The sequence below is a fragment of the Streptomyces sp. NPDC028314 genome (assembly GCF_055565795.1).
In genome coordinates, this window is the sequence record NZ_JBVHTP010000003.1 from 274,394 (window position 1) to 289,577 (window position 15,184).

The window sequence follows — 15,184 nt, forward strand, 5'->3', positions numbered from 1 at the left end:
GCCGGCCGTCTACGGGCCGCCACCGGCAGCCGGGTGCCTTCGGCTTCGGCTTCCAGGACGGATGCGCTACTCCTCGGTGGGGCCGAGGTCGGGTGCGTCCCGGAAGTCGACCTCACGTGCTCGGTCGGGGGCGTGCAGTTCGAGTACGACGACCTCGTTGGCGCCGGTGCGCAGCACCGGGCCGGGTACGTACAAGGACCGCTGGGGGCCCCGGGACCAGTAGCGGCCGAGCGCGAAGCCGTTGATCCAGGCGCAGCCCTTCGTCCACCCGTCGAGGTGGAGGAAGGTGTCCGCCGGCCGGGCCACGTCGAAGGTGCCGCGGTGGAAGGCGGGTCCGGTCGGCGTCGTCGGGCCCGCTGCGGCGAACGGCAGGCCCGCGAGCGAGGTCAGCGGCAGCGGCCTGCTGCTCCACCCGACGAGCGGCGCCCCGTCCAGCAGGACGCGCCCGGGCAGCCCCTTGCGGTCGTGGATGCCCGGCCCGTAGTTCACGCGGCCCTGGTTCTCCACGAGGATGCTCAGGACACTGCCGGGGCGCCCGACGGTGAAGGCGAGGGAGTTCTCGTGACTCTCGCGTTCCAGCACCCCGACGGGCTGTCCGTCGAGGAAGACCTGGGCGCGGTCGCGCACCTGCTCCAGTTCGAGCAGTACGGGACCGGTGCCCGGCAGGGTCGTCTCGTACAGCACGAAGCCGAAGTCCTGCCCGAGCTGTTCCATCGTCAGCGGTGACGGGGACTCGACGGCGTCCCCGAGGATCGGCGCGCAGTCCAGCAGGCTGACGCTCTCGCCCAACGCCACCGCTTCCAGGCTGATCTTCTCCCCGCGTACGGGTGGGGGCCCGGCGGGGACCGGCGCGTACTTGGCGATGACCTCGCGGAAGGCGGTGAACTTCTCGGTCGGGTCGCCGGCCTCGTCGAGGGGGGCGTCGTAGTCGTAGGAGGTGACGGTCGGCCGGTAGGTGTGCTTGTCGTTGGCGCCGTTGGTGAAACCGAAGTTCGTGCCGCCGTGGAACATGTAGAAGTTGACCGAGGCTCCGGTCGCCAGCAACGCGTCGAGCTCCTGGGCGGCCTGCTCCGCGTCGCGCACCACGTGGTGGCCGCCCCAGCGGTCGAACCAGCCGATCCAGAACTCCGTGCACAGCAGCGGACCGAGCGGACGGAGGGCGCGCAGCGCCGCGAGGTTCTGCACGGAACGGCTTCCGAAGTTGGCGGTCGCGAGGACGCCGGGCAGTGCGCCGCGTTCCAGGTCCGCGGGCTGGTCACAGGTGAAGAGCGGAACGTCGACACCGCAGCGGCGGATCGAGGCCGCGAGGTGCTCCAGGTAGGCGGTGTCGTCGCCGTAGGCCCCGTACTCGTTCTCCACCTGCACCGCGAGCACCGGACCTCCCCGGCTGGCGAGCCGGGACGTCAGCGGGCTCAGGAGCCGCGCGAAGTAGTCGTCGACCGCGGCGAGGAACCGCGGGTCACGGGTGCGCAGCCGGATGTCGGCTTCGGCCAGGAGCCACGAGGGCAGGCCGCCGCCCTCCCACTCGGCGCAGATGTAGGGCCCGGGCCGCAGGAGGACGTGGAGTCCCTCGGCGGCGGCGAGATCGAGGAAGGCCGGCAGATCGAGCTCGGCGTCCATGCGGAACCGGTCCGGGCGGGGCTGGTGGAGGTTCCACGGCACGTACGTCTCCACCGTGTTGAGCCCCATGAGGCGGGCCTTGCGGAGCCGGTCCCGCCACTGGCCGGGATGGACGCGGAAGTAGTGCAGCCCACCGGAGAGCAGGCGGAAGGGCTCGCCGTCGAGTCGGAACCCGTCGTCGTCGGTCTGGAGAAGAGGCATGTACGGGTGCTCCTGAGCTGAAGCTGGATGCGTGAAGGTCGGGCGCATCGGAGGAGGCTCTTGCCATTCCCTGCATGTTTGCGTAAACATCAGTGCCATGGCAAGCCCCTCCCCCGCGGCGTGGACCCCGGCCCCCGGGGCTGTTCCACGCCGTCGGCGCTCCGCTGGGCGGCCGTCACCGCGTGAGGGACTCCAGCGCGCTCCGGGTGGCCGGACCGTAGACGCCGGGCGGGTCCGTGCGGATCCGGTGGGCGGCCTGGAAGGACCTGACGGCTTCCTCCATCTTGTTGTCGTACCGGCCCCGCCGCGGGTGGGGCCACAGCCCGATCTGCGCGAGCCGTGCCTGGAGTTCGGACACCTGCTTCCCCTCGCTGCCCCGCTTCAGCGTCGGGCCTGCGTCCGACGGTGTCGCCGTCGGGGCTCCCCCGGTGGGGTCCGGGATGGCGTCGGGTTCCCCGGGAGGCGACGTATCGGCGGCGGGTCCGGTGGGCGCGGGGGCGGCGGCGGGCGAGACGGAGGGGGGCTGGGACGGTGGCGGGGACGGCCGGGCGGATGCGGGCCGCGTGGGCGCCGGCCCGGTGGGCGCGGCCGGGTGCGGAGCGCTCGATCCGCCCGGCGAGGCTCCGCCGGACGGATCGACGAGCTCCAGCCTGACGGCCGGAGGGCCGGCCTTCGACTCCCCCGGGTCCGCGGTCTCGACGAAGGACAGCGCGCCTGCGATCGCGGCGGTGCCCAGGACGGTGGCGGTGGCGGTGGCCGCGAGCCGTGTACCGCTCGACCGCCCGGGTAGCCTGCGACGTTGCCGGTGCCCGGAGCCGCGCGGTGGGGCGGTCGGCCACGGTTGCGACGGGGAGTGCCAGCCCTCTCCCGGGGCGATCCGGTGAGGCAGCCAGGTGGATTCCGGGGCCTGTATGTGATCCGGCGCGGCCTCCAGGACGACATAGGGCCGGATCCGCTGCTGGACGAACTCGTCGTCCGGCTGGTCGTGGCGGCAAGCGCAGCGGGAGCCGGCGCCGCACAGCGGGCAGGGGGGAGGGGTGGTCACTGTTCTCCAGTCGACTGGGTGGGTGCAACCGATGCGGCCCGTTCGCGTCCCGACTCCCGGTACGTGCGTGCGAGATGACGGCCCGTCGTCGGCGGCCACGGGAGCGGGGTGTTCCTCGCAGGTGCGCGCGGCCGGCATCGCTGCCGCGGGATCGCCGCCGCGGGATGGCCGGCCGCCCTGGGCGGGCACGGCCGGGAAGCTAACGCGGGTGTTGATTACCGCCACGTTCAAACATCGTGCAACACATTCCATCGCAGCGGTGTTGCGGCGTCAAGGTGCGACAGAGGAACCGTCGGATGCTTTCCGAACGGCGAACTCTGTCGCGGGTAAGGCTGGTTGATCCGGGGCGCCCGATCTGCGGCCGCGCCGTACGCTGCTACGCCGACTGGGTGTCGGCCAGGATCAGCCGGCCCACCGTGTCGCCCAGGACGGCACGGGCATGCGCGTCGAGCCCGTCGTCCGAGACGAAGTAGTCGATCTCGGAGAGCGTGATGAACTGACTGAGCCCCACCACGCCCCACTTGGTGTGGTCGGCGACCACGGCCACCTGCGTGGCGGAGGCGATCAGCGTGCGGTTGGTCTGCGCCTCCGCCAGGTTCGGGGTCGTCGCGCCCGCACGCTCGGAAACGCCGTGGGCGCCGATGACGAGCAGGTCCACCTGGAGGGAGCGGATCGCCTGGTCCGCCAGGGGGCCGACCAGGGAGGCCGACTTCGTCGGAGTCCCTCCCGTCAGCAGCAGTGTGTGGCCCGCGGAGCCGTGCTCCGCCCCCTTCGTCCGCATCAGCTCGGCGACGGGCAGGGAGTTGGTCACCACGGTCAGACCCGGGACGTCCCGGAGCCGGGTCGCCACGGCGTAGGACGTCGTCCCTCCGGAGATGGCGACGACACTGCCCGGCTTCACGAGCGCGGCCGCGGCTTCCGCCACCGCCGCCTTGGCGCGCGATTCCAGGGCGGTCTTGGTCTCGAAGGACGGCTCGTCGCCGGTCGTGGCCGCGGCGCTGATGGCACCACCGTGCACCTTCGAGAGCGAGCCGCCGCGGGCCAGCACGTCCAGGTCACGGCGGATGGTCATGTCGGAGACCCCGAGCCGCTCCACGAGCTCGGCCACGCGCACGGCTCCGTCGCGGCGCACGATGTCGAGGATCAGCGCCCTCCGCTGGGGAGCAAGGCGTGCTGCGTCCGTCACGATCTCGTCCCCGCTCCTCTGTGCCTCGGCCGTGTGCGAAATCAAAGACACACGGCACCCCTCACAAACGAACAGTCTACGTCCCGGGGTCCTGGCATCCCAGGTCGGCTCAAGCGATGCGCCGGGCGCCGGCCGCCGGGGTGACCGGGAGCAGCTGCGGCGCCTGGTACCCGGCGGACCGGAAGGCCGCTGCGATCGCGGCGACCACCTCGTCGGCCCGGTCCTCGCCCACCAGAGCGATGACGGATCCTCCGAACCCCCCACCGGTGATCCGTGCCCCCAGGGCTCCCGCCGCCACGGCGGTGTCCACCACGAGATCGGTCTCGGCGCAGGAGACCCGGTAGTCGTCGCGCAGCGAGACGTGACCGGCCGTGAGGATCGGGCCCAGCTCCGCGACACGGCCCGCCCGCAGGTGGGAGACGGCCTCTGCGACCCGGGCGTTCTCGGTGACCACGTGCCGGACCAGCGGCACCAGCCGCGCGGGGAGCCGGCGCCCGGCCCAGGAGAGGTCCGCCGGGGTGAGGTCTCGCAGGGCGGCCACGTCGAGCAGGGCGCAGGCGTGCTCGCACCCGGCGCGCAGTGCGGCGTACGCGCCGTCCCCGAGGTCGTGTTTGACGCGGGTGTCGACGACCAGCAGCCGCAGCCCGCGTTCCTCGGGGGCGAACGGAACCTGTTCGTGGGTCCCGGCGCGGACGTCCAGGTGGAGCGCGGCACCGGTGGTGCAGCAGGCGGAGGCCATCTGGTCCATGACCCCGCACGGGACGCCGGCGAAGGCGTTCTCCGCCCGCTGGGCGAGCAGGGCGAGGTCCGGGGCGCTCAGGCCCAGTCCGTAGAGATCGTCGTAGGCGCGGGCGACCGCGCACTCCAGTGCGGCGGAAGACGACAGGCCGGCGCCGGCGGGCACCGTGCTGTCGATGTGGAGGTCCGCGCCCCCGACCGCGAGCCCGGCCTCGCGGAGCGCCCAGACGACACCGGCCGGGTACGCGGCCCACGTGGTGACGGCGCCGGGCATCAGGTCGGCGACCGCGAGGTCGATGACCGGACCGTCGCCCTGGGCGCTGTGCAGTCTCAGCCTTCCGTCCTCGCGCCGCCGCGCCGCGACCAGGGTGGTCTGCGGGATCGCGATGGGCAGGGCGGAACCGTCGTTGTAGTCGGTGTGTTCGCCGATGAGGTTGACCCTGCCGGGGGCCGCCCAGACTCCGTCCGGGTACGCGGCGAAGATGCGCCGGAAGTCCTCGTTCACGCGCTCTCCTCGAGTGCGAAGGCCCAGGCGTCGGCCACGATGGAGTCCAGGTCGGTGCGGCGCGGACGCCAGCCGAGGAGCTCGCGTGCGCGGTCGGCCGACGCGACGAGCACGGCCGGGTCGCCGGCGCGGCGGCCCCGTGCGACGGCGGGGATCGCGTGGCCCGTCACCCGCCGGACGGAGTCGATCACCTCGCGGACCGTGAAGCCCTCGCCGTTGCCCAGGTTGCAGATCAGGTGCTCGCCGGGGCGGGCCGCGTCCAGGGCGAGGAGGTGGGCCTCGGCGAGGTCGGCGACGTGGATGTAGTCGCGTACGCAGGTGCCGTCGCGCGTGGGGTAGTCGTCGCCGTAGACGCTGATGTCCCTGCGCTGCCCGAGGGCCACCTGGAGGAGGAGCGGTATGAGGTGGGACTCGGGGTCGTGGCGCTCGCCGTGGCCCGCGTGGGCGCCCGCCACGTTGAAGTACCGCAGGGAGACGGCGGCCAGGCCGTGGGCCGCGGCCTCACCGGTGATGAGGTGGTCGACCGCGAGTTTGGTCGCTCCGTAGGGGCTCGTCGGCGCGGTCCGGGAGGTCTCGGTGACCGGCACGTCCTCGGGTTCGCCGTAGACGGCCGCGGTGGAGGAGAACACCAGGGTGCGCACGCCGGCCCGGCGCATGGCGGTGATGAGCTCCAGCGAACCGGCCACGTTGTTGCGCCAGTACTTCTCCGGGTCCCGCACGGACTCCGCGACCTGCGAGGACGCGGCGAAATGCAGCACCCCGTCGTAGTCTGCGTCCAGGAGGGCGGCGGCCTGCGCGATCCCGCCGCGGACGAACTCGGCTCCTTCGGTGACGCCTTGGGACGTCCCCGTCGTCAGGTCGTCCAGCACCGTCACACGGTGGCCGGCCTCCAGCAAGTGGGCGGTGACCACGCCGCCGACGTAACCGGCGCCGCCGGTGACCAGGTACCTGCTCATGACGCGACCTCTCTCAGGCGCCGCGCCGCGGCTTCCGGCGCCACGTCGTTGACGAAGGACTCCATGCCCGACTCGACCCCGGCCAGGAACTTGAGCTTGCCGACCGCCCGCCGGACGGTGAACAGCTCCAGGTGCAGGGCCAGTTCATCCCCGCCGGACTTCGGTGCCTGGTGCCAGGCGGAGATGTACGGGGTGGGTGCGGTCGGCGCCGGCTCCGGCTCCGCGTCGCCGGGGAACAACCGGTCGAACCTGCGCAGCAGTTCCAGGTAGAGGCCCGGGAACTCGGCGCGTTCGGCCTCCGTGAGCCGGGTGAGATCGGGGACACGGCGGTGCGGATAGAGGTGCACCTCGTACGGCCAGCGCGCTGCGTAGGGAACGAAGGCCGTCCAGTACTCGCCCGCGAGCACCACCCGCGACGCCGTCGAGCGGGCCTCAACCAGCAGGTCCTCGAAGAGGTTCCGCCCGGTCGCGGCCCGGTGCGCGTCCGCGGCGGCAACCATCTTGGCGGTGCGCGGGGGGACGAACGGGAATGCGTAGACCTGCCCGTGCGGGTGTGCCAGGGTGACGCCGATCTCGGCGCCCCGGTTCTCGAAGCAGTACACCTGCTCGATGCCCGGCAGGTCCGCCAGCCGCGCGGTGCGGTCCGTCCAGGCGTCGAGTACGAGGCGGGCCCGGTCCTCGGTGAGATCGGCGAAGCTCTCGGCGTGCTCGGGGGTGAAGCACACCACCTCGCAACGTCCCGCTCGGCCGGCCAGGGACGGGAAGCGGTTCTCGAACACCACCACCTCGTAGTCGGCGGCCGGGATCTCGCTGTGGCGCCCCTCCCGAGAGGGGCACAGGGGGCAGGTGTCGGCCGGCGGGTGGTGCGCGCGCCCCTGGCGGTGGGAGGCGATGGCCACCCAGTCTCCGGTCGCCCTGTCCAGCCGCAGTTCCGGCTCGCTCACGACGGGCTCCAGCGTGCGCTGGTCGAGCGCGTCGCGGTCGGCGCCGTCGTCGAGGTCGTAATAGATGAGCTCGCGGCCGTCCGCGAGCTTGGTGGTGGTTCTCTTCACGGAACTCGCCCGTCTCATCGGTGTGCGGCAGCTCCCAGTCGAGCCACACACCAAGAGAGTAAACAGAAAGCAACGAAAGTCAACAGACTCCTTCACGGTCCTCGCCAGAGGCGCCAACACGGCCCGTCCGGGGACGACGTCGCCCAGCACCTCCGCGCATGTGGGGGCTACCGTTTTGGCCATGGCAGAACTGAAAGCGCGGCAGGTCGGCCCGTCCGGTATCGAGATCGCCTACGAACGGTTCGGTGCGCCGGGCGCACCGCCGGTTCTTCTGATCATGGGAGCCGGTGCCCAGATGATCAATTGGCCGGAGGGGTTCTGCCAGGCTCTGGTGGACCGCGGCCTGCAAGTGATCCGGTTCGACAACCGTGACAGCGGCCGGTCGACGCACTTGCATGACGCGCCCGTGCCGGACTTCCCGGCGGCCCTGGCCGGCGACCTCTCGACGGCGTCCTACTCGCTCTCCGACCTGGCTGCCGACACCGTCGGCCTGCTCGACGCGCTCGGCCTGGCGGGCGCGCACCTCGTCGGCTCCTCGATGGGCGCGATGATCGCCCAGATGGTGGCGATCGAGCATCCGGACCGGGTCCGCTCGCTGACCTCGATGATGTCCACGACCGGTGAACCCGGTGTGGGCGAGGCCGACTTCTCCTTGTTCGCCGGGCTGGGAGGCCCTCCGCAGGACCGGGAGGCGTTCGTAGAGTGGCAGGTGCGCGCCCTGCGCCTCGCTGCGTCACCGGGTTTCGGGTTCGACGCGGATGTCGCCGCCGAGCGCGCCGGACGGGTCTTCGACCGCGGCTACGACGCCCTCGGCATGCAGCGGCAGGGTCTCGCGGTCGTGGCGACGGGCGACCGCACCGAACGCCTCCGGTCCCTGCGGGTGCCCACCCTGGTGGTGCACGGCGCGTCCGACGCCTTGTGCGATGTCAGCGGCGGCAGGGCCACGGCCGCCGCCGTCCCGGGTGCCGAACTGGTGGTCCTGGAGGGGATGGGCCACAGCCTTCCGCGGGAGTTGTGGCCCGAGCTCGCCGCGCACATCGCAGCGCTGGTCCACCGCGTCGAGAGCGGGCGACGGGCCGACTGAAGCGTCGGCGGCCGAGCGAGCGCCTCGGCCACACCCCGGCGAGCCTGTCACCTGGGCCGGGATCACAGACCCGCCGGAACGCTCCCGAGAACGCGTCCTTGCGGTGGTCAGACGGACCGCAGCGGCGCCGCGCCGAAGGAGACGTCGAAGCGGTCGCACCAGATGGTGACGCTGCTGTAGTCGGCGATGTTCACGTCGGCGGGGATCGTGTAGTTCTGGTCGCCCTTGTTGCCCTTGAGCTTGCCGAGGCTCACGTACTTCCCGTCGTCGAACACGCGCCAGCCGGCCGTCCCCTCCTTCACCGGGGCATCGGTGAGCCAGACGCGCAGGTCGGGACCGTTGCTGGTCTCGAGGTTCTCCAGACGGAGGGTATGGGACCCGTCCGGGAGACGGACGAGCTTCGCCGTACCCGTGGTGCTGTGCTCGTGGCTGATCAGCGAGCCGTGGGCGACGGTCAGCGGGCCCGATGGGACGCTCGGCGCCACCGCGCCGGTGGAGGGAGCCGACGAGGACGGAGCGGCGGGGGCGCTCGAACCGGTCGGCAGGGCCTCCCGGACCGTCTCGTCCTGCCACAACTTCCATGGCTGGAACCAGTACAGGCCCGCGCCCAGCACCACCACCGCCGCGATCAGAGCGGTGGCGATGAGCCTGCCGCGGCGTCCCGTACCTCGTGTCATGACCGTTCCTTCTCCGTCGGTGGTGCGTCATGGTCATTCAACGCGGCAGTGCGGTCGCCACGCCATCCGCACACTGATGACGAAAGCCTTACGTCACGCGGCGCGGGTACGAGCCTGACCAGCGGCTCGGGGTCATGTCCCGCTGGGCGGGGGCGGGGAGGGTGAGTTCGAAGCGGCATCCGCCGGGGACGTTGTGGACGTCCGCGTGTCCGGAGTGGGCCTCGACGATGCCCCGGACGATGGCCAGGCCGAGGCCGGCGCCCGAGGGAGGGGTGCGGGCCTGGGAACCCCGCCAGCCGGTGTCGAAGACGCGGGGCAGGTCCTCTTCGGGGATGCCGCCGCAGGCGTCGGTGACGGAGAGGACCACCGTGTCCGCGCGGCGTTCGGCGGCGATCGCGACGGTGCCGTCGGCCGGAGTGTGGCGGATGGCGTTGACCAGCAGGTTGGACAGCACCCGGGTCATCTCCTTGCCGTCGACCTCCACCGGCAGCGGGGCCACTCCGGCGCCGGCGAGCCGCACCCCGTGTTCGCGGGCGAGCGCGTCGGTTCCCGCCAGGGCGTCACCGACCAGGTCGTAGAGGGAGATGCGGCTGGGTGTGAGGGAGAGTGCGCCCGCATGGATACGGGACAGCTCGAACAGGTCGGTGACCATGGAGTTGAGGCGCTCCACCTCGGCTCGCATCTGGCGGTGGTAGCGGGCCGGGTCGGCGGCCATACCGTCCTCCAGCGCCTCCGACATCGCGCGCAGCCCGGCCAGCGGGGTGCGCAGGTCGTGCGAGATCCAGGCCACGAGTTCGCGTCGCGAGGCCTCCAGGGCCCGCTCCCGTTCCCGGGAGGCGGCGAGGCGTTCGCTGGTGAGGGCCAGTTCGCGGCTGAGCGCGGCGAGTTCGGCGGGGGCGGGTACGGCGGGAGTCGTGAAGGTTCCCTCCGCTCCGAAGGCGCGTGCCGCGCCGACGAGTTCCCGGCAGCGCCGTACGACCTGCCGGCCCAGCAGCAGGGCGGTGCCCAGCGAGACGGCGGCGGCCATGGCGAGGACGGTGGTCACCACGGCGAGGTCGTGGGGGGACAGGAACATCGCCCACGCCACCGCGAGCGTCCCGGCGAGCATCGCGGACACGGCGACGGCGGCGACGACCGCCAGGGACACGGCGACGCTTCGCCTGCGCAGTATCCGCAGGGCGGCGGTGCCGAGAAGTCCGGCGGCTCCCGCTCCGAGGAGGGCGTAGAGGGCGATCAGCAGCAGGTCACGCACGGCCGTCCTCCGTCCGGGTGCCGGCCGGGGCTCCGGGGTGGTGCGGCGCGTCCGGTGCCGCTTCGAAGCGGTATCCGGCGCCCCATACGGTCCGGATCAGTTGCGGGTCTGCGGGATCGTTCTCGGTCTTGGCCCGGAGTCGGCGGACGTGGACGGTGACCGTGGACGGGTCCCCGAAGTCCCACCCCCAGACCTCGCGCATGAGCCGCTCCCGGTCGCAGACCTGTCCGGGGTGCCGCAGGAAGTACACCAGCAGGTCGAACTCCCGCTGGGTGAGGGCGAGTTCCCTGCCGTCCTTGGTCGCCCGGCGGGCGGCCGGGTCCACGGCCAGGCCGGCTGCCGCGAGCAGGGGCTGCCCGGCCGGCGGCTGCGCGGACGCCCGGCGCAGCACCGACTGCACGCGCAGGACCAGCTCGCGCGGGCTGAAGGGTTTGGTCACGTAGTCGTCGGCGCCGACCTCCAGGCCCAGGATCCGGTCGTCCTCGTCACCGCGCGCGGTGAGCATGACCACGGCTACGTGAGGGCTCCCTTCCTGGCCGGCGCGCAGCCTGCGGCAGACCTCCAAGCCGTCCATGCCGGGCAGCATCAGGTCCAGGACGACCAGGTCGGGCCGGTGGCGGGCGGCGGCTTGCAGGGCGGCCGGTCCGTCGGCGGCCTGGTGCACGGTGAACCCGGCACGTTCGAGGTAGCCGGTGACCACCTCCGAGACGGTCGGGTCGTCGTCCACCACCAGGACGCTGCCCGTGACGTCACCGGAGGCGGTGCGGCGGTGATCGGCGCCCGTGGCTGCGAGCCGCTCGTTACTGGGTTGCATGCCTCCAGGGTGGCATCGCGCCGCGTGGTGGCGGACCCCGCCCGCCCGCTTCGCTTCGCGCGCCGTCAAGGCCGGCCGTCGCGCGGGGTGTCGCTCTACGGTGTCCGCGACTCGTGTTCCCTGATCGCCGCCTCCACCAGGCACGCGTGGTGCGGCGACGACCTTTACCTGGCCGGCGCACGGGCGTTCGCCGAGCGGCTGCGGGCCGCAGGCGGTGCGGTGTCCTGACCGACGGCGACGATGAGTCGGCGTCCCCGTGCCAGGCCGGTCCAGGCATCCACGCCCGGACCGGCACCCCGTCCAGCTCGCTCGCCGCCGGACCCCGCGCCCGTTACTCGGTCTCGTCGTCGTCGCGGGCCATCCGCCGTTCCTGCCGCTTCCTGAGTTCCTCAGGGCTCCGGCCGGGAACCGGCTTGCTGGCCTCGGGGTGCACCGGGTCCGGCCCGGGATGCTCGCTCGCCTGCTCCTCACGACCCTTGCCGGGCTTCTGCGGCGCTTGCTCCGTGCTGTCCATGCCGGCGGGCTCCTTCGTCTTCGCATCGGTTCGGGCAGGGGCACCTACCCGCCCAGGAGCGAGCCACTCGTGTCGGACGGCAGGCAGGCTGCGGCCACCTGCCGGAGATTGGCGCCTGACATGCGGGGTATGTGCTCCGCGAATGCCCCTGCGCCGGTGGTCCCGCCGGTCACCGCGGACACGTACGAACGCTCACTCACAGGCTTCCGGGAGGCGGTTTCATGATCCAGGTCACCATTCCGCTGATCCCGGGAGGCCACGGCGGCCCGCTGATCCCCGCCGACCAGGTCACCGCCCTGCTGCGCTCCATCGCCATCGACTGGGTGCGTGCGGCGGACGCCGAGGGTACGGCCGTCGACCGGCAGACCGTGGACAGCCTGGCCGGCGTGCTGGACGGCCTCGCCGACAGCATCGACGTGGAGTGCATCGCCTTCGCGTCAGCCCCGGAGGACGAGGAGGGGCAGGGGCCGGACGGGGAGTGATGCGGCAGGGACGACTGGCGTGCACGCTGTACTCGCGGTTCAGGCGCTGTGCCCACTCCGGTCCGGGGTCCCGTGCGCCAGCCGGGTCCGGACCAAGGCCGCAGCCAGTCGGGGCAGGTCGGCGGCGGGAACGAGCCCGGCCAGCCCCTCCGGTGTCTGCGGGAGCCCCAGGGCGCGAGCGCCCTCCCGGGCCCTGCGGTCGAAGGCGGGCCGCAGCTCGGGCCACAGGCCCTGGACCTCCCGGCAGAAGATGTCCGCCCCGACCGGGCCGATCCGGGGCACCTCCCGCAGCAGCTCGCGGATCCGGGCCGGATTCCGGCCCGCCCGGTCACGCATCCGCCGCAGGTCTGCGCCGTACCGCTCCAGCAGGAACACCGCCCCGTCGCCCAGGGCGGTCGCCGTGCTCTCGTCGTAGCGCCGGTAGTGGGCCCTGCCGAGGGCGTCGACGCGCTCCTGCCACGCCGCGTCGGCCATCGCCCGCGGGGTGCGCATACCGGCCGAGAACAGCTCGCGCGCCGCGGCGACGGCGATGTCGGACCTGATGCGTACGGAGAAGAGCACGGTCAGCACCAGCACCTGGTAGAGCGGGGCCGGGGTGTTCCGCAGCCGGATGCCCGCTTCCTGCGCGTGCGTCCGGCCGTATTCCGCCAGCAGGCGGTTCACTTCCGCTCGCTGATCCATCCGCCGCCTCCCCGCAGTCTGGACAATTGGCATCTAAACGGTTGACGCCTGAATGGTTGACACCGAGGCCGGCCGCCGCCGGTCCGGTACGTACGGTCCCCCTGGCGCCTGCCCGGCCGCACCCGGCATACGCCCCCGCGTGCGCGCCGGCGGACCGCCTGGTTTCGGCCGCCGGGGGACGGGCAGCCGCCATGGAGAGAGGCCCCGAAAGACGAGGAGGCAGCCATGGACGAGCAGGGCGGCGCAGGAGGCGTACCCCCGCACGACGGGCACAGCTCCCGGCGGGCCGGGCGACGAACCGCGCGGCACGACCAAGAACGGACGGCCGCCGCCGACACGGACGAGGCGAGCCGCCTCGACCGCCCCGGTACGGCACCGGACCCCGCGACGGGGCTCAGGCACTGGGTGGGCCCGAAGAGCGAGGGGGTGGAGAAGAAGCGAGGTGAGAACCATGGGTGAGGAAGGCATCTGGGGATACGGGCAGGACGTCGGCCATCAGGAGGGCCTGGACCTGGTCGGATACGAGGTCGAGGCCACGGACGGCGGTATCGGCAAGATCGACAAACACTCGGAGGACGTGGGGGCGTCCTATCTGGTCGTCGACACCGGGCCCTGGATCTTCGGCAAGCACGTACTGCTGCCGGCGGGCACCATCCGACGGATCGACAAGGTCGAGGAGAAGGTGTACGTCGACCGGACCAAGGAGCAGATCAAGAACGCGCCCAGGTACGACGCGGCGGCTCACTCCGGCGAGACCACTTACCTGGAACAGTTCGCCCGCTACTACGGAATGCCGCACATGTAGGCGACTGCTCGGGGGGGCGTACAGGTCGGCGCTACCCGTCGTCCGCCCTACCCGTCCCGCCGCCGGACCGCACGGTTCGGATCCTCGTCACGCTCAGGATCCTCGTCGGTTTCGGCGGCCGCTCGTGCGACCCGTTCCGGATCGGCCGGTGGCGCGCTCGATCCGGTTCCCGTACGCGACGGCACTCCGGGCGCTCGGCCGTGTTCGTCGACCATGGCGCCCTTGTCGGGCAACTGGGGGCCGGCCCCTTCCGGTTCCCGCTCCGGGGCCCGTTCGTTGTCGTTCACGGTTCCGCTCCTCTCCTTCGCATGCTCACGCGGCCAGGGGTGTGTGCCCGGGCGGCACCGCCTCCTCCGGGGCCACCGGTCCGGGCGGCGTTCCGTCGCCGAAGGGCCGGCCGCCGAGCGCGGCGCGGTCGTGTGGTTCCAGCCAGCCCGACAGGTCCGGGCCGAGCGGGACGATCCCGGTCGGGTTGATGTCGGAATGCACCGTGTAGTAGTGCTGTTTGATGTGGTCGAAGTCGACGGTGTCCCCGAAGCCGGGTGTCTGGAACAGGTCCCGGGCGTAGGCCCACAGCACCGGCATCTCGCTGAGTTTGCGCCGGTTGCACTTGAAGTGGCCGTGGTAGACGGCGTCGAAGCGCACGAGTGTGGTGAACAGGCGTACGTCGGCTTCCGTGATGGTCGAACCGACGAGGTAGCGGGCTCGTTCGAGGTGCTGTGACAGCTGGTCGAGGCGGGCGAAGAGCGTTTCGTAGGCCTGCGCGTACGCGGTCTGCGATCCGGCGAATCCGGCCCGGTAGACGCCGTTGTTCACGTCCCGGTAGACCGTCTCGTTCACCTCGTCGATCCGGCTGCGCAGGGCCTGCGGGTAGAGGTCCGGCGCGCCGGCTCGGTGGTAGCGCCTCCACTGCGTCGACATGTCGATCGTGATCTGCGGGAAGTCGTTGGTGACCACCTTGCCGGTCGGGATGTCCACGATCGCGGGAACCGTGATCCCCCGGTCGTAGCCGGGGTCACGCGCGAGGTAGGCCTCTTCCAGGCGCTCGATGCCCAGCACCGGGTCCCGGCCGCCCGGGTCGAGGTGGAAGGACCAGCTGCGTTTGTCGTGCACGGGCCCCGCGACGGCCATTGCGAGGGCATCCTCCAGCCCCAGGAGCCTGCGTACGATCACCGCCCTGCTCGCCCACGGGCACGCGCGGCTGACCACCAGCCGGTAACGGCCCGCCTCCACCGGGTAGCCATCACGCGCGTCCGCCGTGATCCTGTCGGTGAGGTACCGGCTGTCTCGGGAGTAGTCCTTGCCCGCCGTCACATAGTTCACACAGGGCGCCTACCCGGCACGAACGAGAACAACACGAACGAGAACAAGGCGCGCCGACCGCCTGACTGCCGCCGCTCAGGCCGTCACAGACCTCGTTACAGACCCTTGAACCCGTTCGGCGCAGGGTGCACGGGCGGCAGAAGGGCCCCGCTCCTGCGAGGTGGGCGGCTGCGGACCAAGGGCCTTCTGGGCAGGCATCGGAACTGCCGCCTCCGGGGGTCAACACGGCCTTGACTCATGCCTCCTACA

The 15,184-nt window shown here is 72.2% G+C and carries 17 protein-coding genes; 4 read left to right on the forward strand and 13 right to left on the reverse strand.

The window, feature by feature from the left end; genetic code table 11:
* Positions 1 to 66: 66 nt before the first annotated feature.
* The 6 genes from ACZ4TG_RS09025 to galT all read right to left on the reverse strand — a co-directional run bounded on the left by ACZ4TG_RS09025 (position 67) and on the right by galT (position 7,303).
* A complete protein-coding gene (locus ACZ4TG_RS09025; RefSeq protein ID WP_468160921.1) occupies positions 67 to 1,821 on the reverse strand; it encodes a glycoside hydrolase family 35 protein in 1,755 nt (584 codons plus the stop codon).
* A 175-nt stretch (positions 1,822 to 1,996) separates the two neighbouring features.
* Positions 1,997 to 2,866 carry a peptidoglycan-binding domain-containing protein gene (locus ACZ4TG_RS09030; RefSeq protein WP_468160923.1) on the reverse strand — a complete coding sequence of 290 codons (870 nt, stop codon included), beginning with the start codon at positions 2,864 to 2,866 and terminating at the stop codon, positions 1,997 to 1,999.
* Positions 2,867 to 3,242: 376 nt separating this feature from the next.
* Entirely contained in the window at positions 3,243 to 4,052 is an 810-nt protein-coding gene (locus ACZ4TG_RS09035) for a DeoR/GlpR family DNA-binding transcription regulator (protein ID WP_468160925.1), read from the reverse strand.
* A gap of 109 nt (positions 4,053 to 4,161) precedes the next feature.
* Positions 4,162 to 5,295 (reverse strand): galactokinase, encoded by a 1,134-nt coding sequence (gene galK, locus ACZ4TG_RS09040; RefSeq protein ID WP_468160927.1) that lies wholly within the window; start codon positions 5,293 to 5,295, stop codon positions 4,162 to 4,164.
* Positions 5,292 to 6,251 (reverse strand): UDP-glucose 4-epimerase GalE, encoded by a 960-nt coding sequence (galE, locus tag ACZ4TG_RS09045; protein ID WP_468160929.1) that lies wholly within the window; start codon positions 6,249 to 6,251, stop codon positions 5,292 to 5,294. The genes galK and galE overlap by 4 nt, the downstream gene beginning before the upstream one ends.
* Positions 6,248 to 7,303, reverse strand: a complete 1,056-nt coding sequence (galT, locus tag ACZ4TG_RS09050) for a galactose-1-phosphate uridylyltransferase (protein ID WP_468160931.1) — start codon at positions 7,301 to 7,303, stop codon at positions 6,248 to 6,250. Before galT ends, galE begins: the two co-directional genes overlap by 4 nt.
* Positions 7,304 to 7,484: 181 nt before the next feature.
* Between galT and ACZ4TG_RS09055 the strand changes: the two genes are divergently transcribed.
* A complete protein-coding gene (locus ACZ4TG_RS09055) occupies positions 7,485 to 8,387 on the forward strand; it encodes an alpha/beta fold hydrolase (protein ID WP_468160933.1) in 903 nt (300 codons plus the stop codon).
* Positions 8,388 to 8,494: 107 nt separating this feature from the next.
* On the opposite strand, the gene ACZ4TG_RS09060 is transcribed toward ACZ4TG_RS09055, so the two are convergent.
* The 4 genes from ACZ4TG_RS09060 to ACZ4TG_RS09075 form a co-directional block, all read right to left on the reverse strand.
* A complete protein-coding gene (locus tag ACZ4TG_RS09060; protein ID WP_468160935.1) occupies positions 8,495 to 9,064 on the reverse strand; it encodes a DM13 domain-containing protein in 570 nt (189 codons plus the stop codon).
* An 88-nt stretch (positions 9,065 to 9,152) separates the two neighbouring features.
* Positions 9,153 to 10,316, reverse strand: coding sequence for a sensor histidine kinase (locus ACZ4TG_RS09065; RefSeq protein ID WP_468160937.1), 1,164 nt, complete (start codon positions 10,314 to 10,316; stop codon positions 9,153 to 9,155).
* On the reverse strand, positions 10,309 to 11,130 hold the full coding sequence (locus tag ACZ4TG_RS09070) for a response regulator transcription factor (protein ID WP_468160939.1): 822 nt from the start codon (positions 11,128 to 11,130) through the stop codon (positions 10,309 to 10,311). The genes ACZ4TG_RS09065 and ACZ4TG_RS09070 overlap by 8 nt, the downstream gene beginning before the upstream one ends.
* 331 nt (positions 11,131 to 11,461) lie before the next feature.
* Positions 11,462 to 11,644 carry a hypothetical protein gene (locus ACZ4TG_RS09075; protein WP_468160941.1) on the reverse strand — a complete coding sequence of 61 codons (183 nt, stop codon included), beginning with the start codon at positions 11,642 to 11,644 and terminating at the stop codon, positions 11,462 to 11,464.
* A 221-nt stretch (positions 11,645 to 11,865) separates the two neighbouring features.
* Between ACZ4TG_RS09075 and ACZ4TG_RS09080 the strand changes: the two genes are divergently transcribed.
* Positions 11,866 to 12,126, forward strand: a complete 261-nt coding sequence (locus ACZ4TG_RS09080) for a DUF6213 family protein (protein ID WP_468160943.1) — start codon at positions 11,866 to 11,868, stop codon at positions 12,124 to 12,126.
* A 39-nt stretch (positions 12,127 to 12,165) separates the two neighbouring features.
* Here the strand turns inward: ACZ4TG_RS09080 and ACZ4TG_RS09085 are convergent, their stop codons facing one another.
* Positions 12,166 to 12,807, reverse strand: coding sequence for an endonuclease (locus tag ACZ4TG_RS09085; protein ID WP_468160945.1), 642 nt, complete (start codon positions 12,805 to 12,807; stop codon positions 12,166 to 12,168).
* A gap of 225 nt (positions 12,808 to 13,032) precedes the next feature.
* Between ACZ4TG_RS09085 and ACZ4TG_RS09090 the strand changes: the two genes are divergently transcribed.
* Both ACZ4TG_RS09090 and ACZ4TG_RS09095 read left to right on the forward strand, forming a co-directional pair.
* Complete coding sequence (locus tag ACZ4TG_RS09090) at positions 13,033 to 13,266, forward strand: hypothetical protein (protein ID WP_468160947.1); 234 nt, start codon at positions 13,033 to 13,035, stop codon at positions 13,264 to 13,266.
* The gene (locus ACZ4TG_RS09095; RefSeq protein ID WP_468160949.1) at positions 13,259 to 13,612 is read left to right on the forward strand and encodes a PRC-barrel domain-containing protein; all 354 of its coding nucleotides are present in this window, start codon (positions 13,259 to 13,261) and stop codon (positions 13,610 to 13,612) included. Before ACZ4TG_RS09090 ends, ACZ4TG_RS09095 begins: the two co-directional genes overlap by 8 nt.
* A 47-nt stretch (positions 13,613 to 13,659) precedes the next feature.
* On the opposite strand, the gene ACZ4TG_RS09100 is transcribed toward ACZ4TG_RS09095, so the two are convergent.
* Positions 13,660 to 13,899 (reverse strand): hypothetical protein, encoded by a 240-nt coding sequence (locus ACZ4TG_RS09100; RefSeq protein ID WP_468160951.1) that lies wholly within the window; start codon positions 13,897 to 13,899, stop codon positions 13,660 to 13,662.
* A 25-nt stretch (positions 13,900 to 13,924) separates the two neighbouring features.
* Positions 13,925 to 14,935 (reverse strand): glutathione S-transferase family protein, encoded by a 1,011-nt coding sequence (locus ACZ4TG_RS09105; protein ID WP_468160952.1) that lies wholly within the window; start codon positions 14,933 to 14,935, stop codon positions 13,925 to 13,927.
* Positions 14,936 to 15,184: the final 249 nt, after the last annotated feature.

Bases quoted from the DNA above. Each gene is read 5' to 3' on its own strand.
- ACZ4TG_RS09025 (WP_468160921.1), bottom strand. From the start codon at position 1,821: ATGCCTCTTCTCCAGACCGACGACGACGGGTTCCGACTCGACGGCGAG.
- ACZ4TG_RS09055 (WP_468160933.1), top strand. From the start codon at position 7,485: ATGGCAGAACTGAAAGCGCGGCAGGTCGGCCCGTCCGGTATCGAGATC.
- ACZ4TG_RS09080 (WP_468160943.1), top strand. From the start codon at position 11,866: ATGATCCAGGTCACCATTCCGCTGATCCCGGGAGGCCACGGCGGCCCG.
- ACZ4TG_RS09095 (WP_468160949.1), top strand. From the start codon at position 13,259: ATGGGTGAGGAAGGCATCTGGGGATACGGGCAGGACGTCGGCCATCAG.
- ACZ4TG_RS09060 (WP_468160935.1), bottom strand. From the start codon at position 9,064: ATGACACGAGGTACGGGACGCCGCGGCAGGCTCATCGCCACCGCTCTG.
- ACZ4TG_RS09090 (WP_468160947.1), top strand. From the start codon at position 13,033: ATGGACGAGCAGGGCGGCGCAGGAGGCGTACCCCCGCACGACGGGCAC.
- ACZ4TG_RS09070 (WP_468160939.1), bottom strand. From the start codon at position 11,130: ATGCAACCCAGTAACGAGCGGCTCGCAGCCACGGGCGCCGATCACCGC.
- ACZ4TG_RS09075 (WP_468160941.1), bottom strand. From the start codon at position 11,644: ATGGACAGCACGGAGCAAGCGCCGCAGAAGCCCGGCAAGGGTCGTGAG.
- ACZ4TG_RS09085 (WP_468160945.1), bottom strand. From the start codon at position 12,807: ATGGATCAGCGAGCGGAAGTGAACCGCCTGCTGGCGGAATACGGCCGG.
- galE (WP_468160929.1), bottom strand. From the start codon at position 6,251: ATGAGCAGGTACCTGGTCACCGGCGGCGCCGGTTACGTCGGCGGCGTG.